Annotated in this window: 4 protein-coding genes; 2 read left to right on the plus strand and 2 right to left on the minus strand. The window is 65.7% G+C overall.

Annotated elements, in window-relative coordinates; genetic code table 11:
• Nucleotides 1–102 precede the first annotated feature (102 nt).
• Both ACWDU1_RS29400 and ACWDU1_RS29405 read right to left on the minus strand, forming a co-directional pair.
• Nucleotides 103–1260 carry an acyl-CoA dehydrogenase family protein gene (locus tag ACWDU1_RS29400; protein WP_450003435.1) on the minus strand — a complete coding sequence of 386 codons (1158 nt, stop codon included), beginning with the start codon at nt 1258–1260 and terminating at the stop codon, nt 103–105.
• Nucleotides 1261–1384: 124 nt separating this feature from the next.
• Nucleotides 1385–2182, minus strand: a complete 798-nt coding sequence (locus tag ACWDU1_RS29405) for an enoyl-CoA hydratase/isomerase family protein (protein WP_450003436.1) — start codon at nt 2180–2182, stop codon at nt 1385–1387.
• Nucleotides 2183–2356: 174 nt separating this feature from the next.
• Between ACWDU1_RS29405 and ACWDU1_RS29410 the strand changes: the two genes are divergently transcribed.
• Together ACWDU1_RS29410 and ACWDU1_RS29415 are read left to right on the plus strand one after the other, a co-directional pair.
• Complete coding sequence (locus tag ACWDU1_RS29410) at nt 2357–3097, plus strand: SDR family NAD(P)-dependent oxidoreductase (protein WP_450003438.1); 741 nt, start codon at nt 2357–2359, stop codon at nt 3095–3097.
• A 438-nt stretch (nt 3098–3535) separates the two neighbouring features.
• Nucleotides 3536–5015: 3-hydroxyacyl-CoA dehydrogenase NAD-binding domain-containing protein (locus ACWDU1_RS29415; RefSeq protein ID WP_450003439.1), on the plus strand; the 1480-nt coding region annotated here is incomplete at its 3' end.

Below are 5015 nucleotides of genomic sequence, written 5' to 3' on the forward strand. Positions count from 1 at the left end.
GCCGTAGCGCGCAGAGATCAATTGTGCCACAACAGTTTTGAACGATGTTTGTTCTCGATGAATGTGGACGATGCGCGGCGCCGGAACTCGATCCCGGCCGCCTCACATGGCATCGATGCCTGTCAACGCACGGCCCAAGATGAGCTTCTGGATCTGACTCGTGCCCTCGTACAGCGTGAGGACGCGGGCGTCGCGCAAATACTTGCCCATCGGGTATTCATCGATGAATCCGTAGCCACCGAACACTTGGAGACAGTTGTTGGTGACGCGCACCGCGGTTTCGCTGGCGGCCAGTTTCGCCATCGATGCCGGCACGGTGAGCTCCTTCGGCGAGGCCCTCGCATCCACCATGCTCGCCGCCCGCCAGGTCAGCAGGCGCGCCCCTTCGATATCGACCGCCGAGTCCGCCAGCAGTTCCTGCACGAGTTGCTTCGAGCCGATCGGCGTCCCGAATTGGGTCCGTTCGGTCGCGTAACGGACCGCGGCGTTCAACGCCGCCTGCGCGACGCCCACACCGCCCGCCGCAACTGAGATACGCCCCTTTGTCAGCGCCGTCAAGGCGATGGACAGTCCTTTACCGACTTCGCCGAGGCGCGCGGAGTCGGGCAGGCGGACACTGTCGAAGGTCAATGATGCGGTGGCCTGTCCACGCAGTCCGAGCTTGCCGTGAACCTCGGTGGCGGCGAAGCCTCTGCTCTCGGTAGGGACGAGGAACGCCGTGATACCTCTGCCTCCGTCGTCGGAGGTTCGCGCGAAGACGAGGGCGACCTGCGCCCAGGTGCCGTTGGTGATGAACATCTTCTCGCCGCTGAGCACCCAGTCGTCGCCGTCGCGCCGGGCCCGGGTGCGCAGCGAACCCGCGTCGGATCCACTGTCGGGTTCGGTCAACGCGAAGCAGCCCAGCACCTCACCCGACGTGAGCTGTGGCAGCCATTGCTGTTTCTGTTCCTCGGTGCCGTAGGCGGCGATGGTCTTCGTCACCAGACCCAAGGAAACGGAAACGATTCCGCGTACCGAGGAGTCGCCGCGACCGAGTTCCTCACAGACGAGAACATAGCCGAGCGTGTCGACCTCGGTGCCGCCGTACTTCTCGTCGATCGTCAGGCCGAGAAAGCCCAGCTCGCCGAGTCGTCCGACGATAGCCGGGTCCACCGACTCGTCTCGGTCCCAGGTTCGAATGTGCGGGACGATCTCGGCGTCGACGAAATCGGCGGCCAGCCCGCGGATACTGCGCTGGGTGTCGTCGAGTGTCAGGTCCATGGTCATTCCTTCGTCGTGGGGCCGGGGGCGGCGTACCGCTGTCCGGGAACGCCTTTCGTTCCCGAGCGGGCCGCGGTCGGCGACGGCCGCGGCCTCCTGAGCCGAGGCCGCCGCAGCACTGGAGCTACTGCGCGGAGGGGAAGCGCGGAGTGCGCTTTTCGCGCAGCGCGGTGTAGCCCTCCACGACGTCGGGCCCCAGAAAGGTCAGCATTTCGTAGGCGGCGGACTGGTCGAAGGTGGGGCCCGCGGCGCGCAGCCAGTTGTTCAGGGTCCGTTTGGTGAGCCGGATGGCCGGCTGCGCGCCGTTCGCGAGATTCTGGGCGATGCGCAGCGCTTCGTCGAGGACCTGGTCACACGGAAGGGCCTTGGCGACCATCCCGAGACGCTCGGCCTCGGCACCGGTGAGCATCTCACCGGTGAGCAGGTAGTACCGCGCTTTGGCCATGCCGGCGAGTAACGGCCAGATTATGGCGGCGTGGTCTCCGGCGGCGACACCGAGCTTCACATGCCCATCGCCGATCTTCGCGTCCTCCGCGGCGATCGCGACGTCGGCCAGGAGCGCGGCTACGGTACCTGCGCCGACTGCGACTCCGTTGATGGCCGAGATGATCGGCTTCTCGCAGTTGATGATGTTGTACACGAGATCGCTCATCTCGGTGAGCATGTGCGAGACGCGTTCGTAGTCGCCCGACATCCGCTCGACCATGGCCAGGTCACCGCCCGCGGAGAAGGCCTTGCCCGCGCCGGTGATCACCGCTACCCGGGTCTCCGGGTCGGCCGATACGTCCTTCCACACGCGTGTGAGCTCGGTATGCATCTGCTCGTCGGCGGCGTTGTACTTCTCCGGCCTGTCGAGCGTGATGAGCAGAACGCCGTTGACCGGGCGAGTGAATGTCAGCTGCTGGTAGTCGTCGAATGCCATCGTGCTTCCTCGGTCCGTCAGCGGTCCTCGGTGGCCCGCGCGCTGCCATTGAGTCAACCACATTACCGGCTTTTCGACCAGTGGGGCATTTATTCGACCGACTGGTTGAAATATCGTTTTTGCAGTCGATAGACTGCGGTTTCCGGCAGGTATCACGGGAGAGAAGGACACCGCATGGAACTCGAGAACAAGGTGGCAGTGGTAACGGGCGCGGCGTCCGGAATCGGCCGGGCGATAGCGGAAGGCCTGGTGAAAGCCGGCGCGACAGTAGCTGCGGTCGATCTCGACGAGGAAGGCCTCGCCGACACGGTGCGGGCGCTGAAAAGCGGCTCTACCGCGCATCGGGCCGATCTGTCCGATGCCCGGGCGATCTCGGCATTGCGAGACGAGGTCATCCGTGCCCACGGACTCCCTCAGATAATCGTCAACGCTGCCGGCTTCGACCGTGTCGAGCCGTTCATGCAGAACGACGACGCGCTCTGGGAATCGCTGGTCGCGGTGAACTTCCTCGGTCCGGTCCGGCTTACTCGCGCATTCCTCGAGCCGATCATCGCCGGGGAGGGCAACGCCAAGATCGTCAATATCGCCAGCGACGCCGGCCGGGTCGGCTCTCTCGGCGAGACGGTGTATTCCGGCACCAAGGGTGGACTGATCGCCTTCACCAAATCACTCGCTCGTGAGATGGCCCGTCACCAGATCAACGTCAACTGTGTGTGCCCGGGGCCGACGGACACTCCGCTGTTCGCGACACTTCCGGAGAAGGTGCGAACCGGGCTGATTCGGGCTGTCCCGTTCCGCAGGCTCGGTACTCCCGAGGAGGTCGCGGATGCGGTGCTGTTCTTCGCGTCGGACTACTCGGATTTCGTGACCGGTCAGGTGCTCAGTGTCAGCGGTGGCCTGACAATGGCGGGGTGACCGAGCCGCCCCTGCCCACGTAGTCCGCTTTCTGGTCGGTTTCTTCGAATTCGCAGGCAGCGATCCCCACCTCGTCTACCGCGATATCGGGCCGCTCGGCGACTCCTTCCGGGCTCGCCCCTGTGCTCCTGCGCGGGCAGCAGCCGCGAAACGCACTGGCTCCCCCTTGCACGAGTCGGGGCGCCGAGCAACGCGACCGGTTTCTTCGCCCGGTCCGGCTCGGGCGAAGAAGACCGGGGGTTGCTGTCCTCGAGGTCTCGCCCGAGGGAGGCCGCTTCCGTCGCGCCACGGTTTCAGGAGTGCGGGCTTCGCGAACGTGCGGGGCGCAGGCCAGTCGAGAACTGTACTGATGAGTCCAAAACTCGAACACCATACAAACCATCAGGTCGAATATTCGGCCGCAGAGCGGATCGATCCGCACTCTGAGGAAAGGCAGGCATGAGTAAGACCATCCCCACGGATGATTCCAGTGCCGCGGTTCGATACGAGGTGCACGGCGGCCTAGCCGTCATCCAGATCGCCAATCCGCCGGTCAACGGGCTGGGGGACACGGTCCGCGCGGGCATCGTGGCGGCGGTCGCCGCCGCCGAGGACAGTGAAGCTCGGGCCATCGTCCTCGTCGGCGACGGAAAAGGCTTCAGCGGCGGCGCCGATCTACGGCAATTCGGTACCCCCGCGGCCGCCGCCGCGCCCGCACTTCCGGATGTGCTCACCGCGATCGTGCGGGCCTCGAAACCCGTGCTCGCCGCGATTCACGGCTTCGCGCTCGGCGGCGGCCTCGAACTCGCACTCGCGTGCCATTACCGTATCGCCGACTCCGATGCGAAACTCGGCCTGCCGGAGGTCGATGTCGGTCTGATCCCCGGATCCGGTGGTACTCAGCGCCTTCCCCGGCTCATCGGCGCCTCCGCTGCACTCGAGATGATCCAGCGGGGTACCCCTGTCTCGGGCGTGGAGGCCGTCGCCCTCGGCCTGGTCGACGCCACCTTCGACGGCCCCGCGCTCACCGCTGCCCTGAAATTCTTCGCAGAGCGGTCACCTGTCGCACCTCCGAGCCCAGTGGTCGACACCGGAGTCGCTGACGCGACAGGCATCGACTTCGACGCGCGTCGCCGCGCGGTGCGCACGAATGTGCGAAACGGTCTGGCCCAGCGCACCGCGATCGATGCCGTCGAGGCGGCGACCAGGCTTTCCCTTTCCGACGGACTCGCATTCGAGCGCGCCGCCTTCCTGGAGCTGCTGGCGGGACCGGAATCGGCCGCCTTGCGGCATGTGTTCCTCGCCGAGAAGTCCGCTGCGAAGGCGACCGGCGATCTCGCCGGTACCGCACCACGCCCGATCGGCCGGGTCGCGGTCGTCGGCGCGGGCACCATGGGCTGCGGTATCGCGATGGCGTTCGCCAACGGTGGTCTTCCGGTCACGGTGATCGAGCAGTACGAGGACGCTCTCGAACGCGGCATGGCCCGGATCCGCGCCACCTATGACGCCTCTGTCGCAAAGGGCACTCTCACCGCCGCGGGGGCGAGTGAGCGGATCGCGTTGATCGAGACGAGTATGCGGTTCGACGCCGCCGCTGCCGCCGATCTGGTGGTCGAGGCAGTGTTCGAAGATATGGAGGTCAAGAAACAGGTTTTCGCGACGCTCGACGCCTGCTGCGCACCGGGGACGATCTTGGCATCGAACACCTCCCGCCTCGATCTCGACGAAATCGCCGGCTGCACCTCTCGTCCACACGAGGTGATCGGACTGCACTTCTTCAGCCCCGCCAACATTATGAAACTGGTGGAAGTGGTCCGGGCGGAGACAACCGCGAACGATGTCGTTGTCACGGGACTGCGGCTGGCCACCCGGATCGGGAAGATCCCGGTTCTGTCGAAGGTGTGCGAGGGGTTCATCGGAAACCGCATGCTCACCCCAT

The organism is Nocardia sp. NPDC003345, from assembly GCF_053589395.1.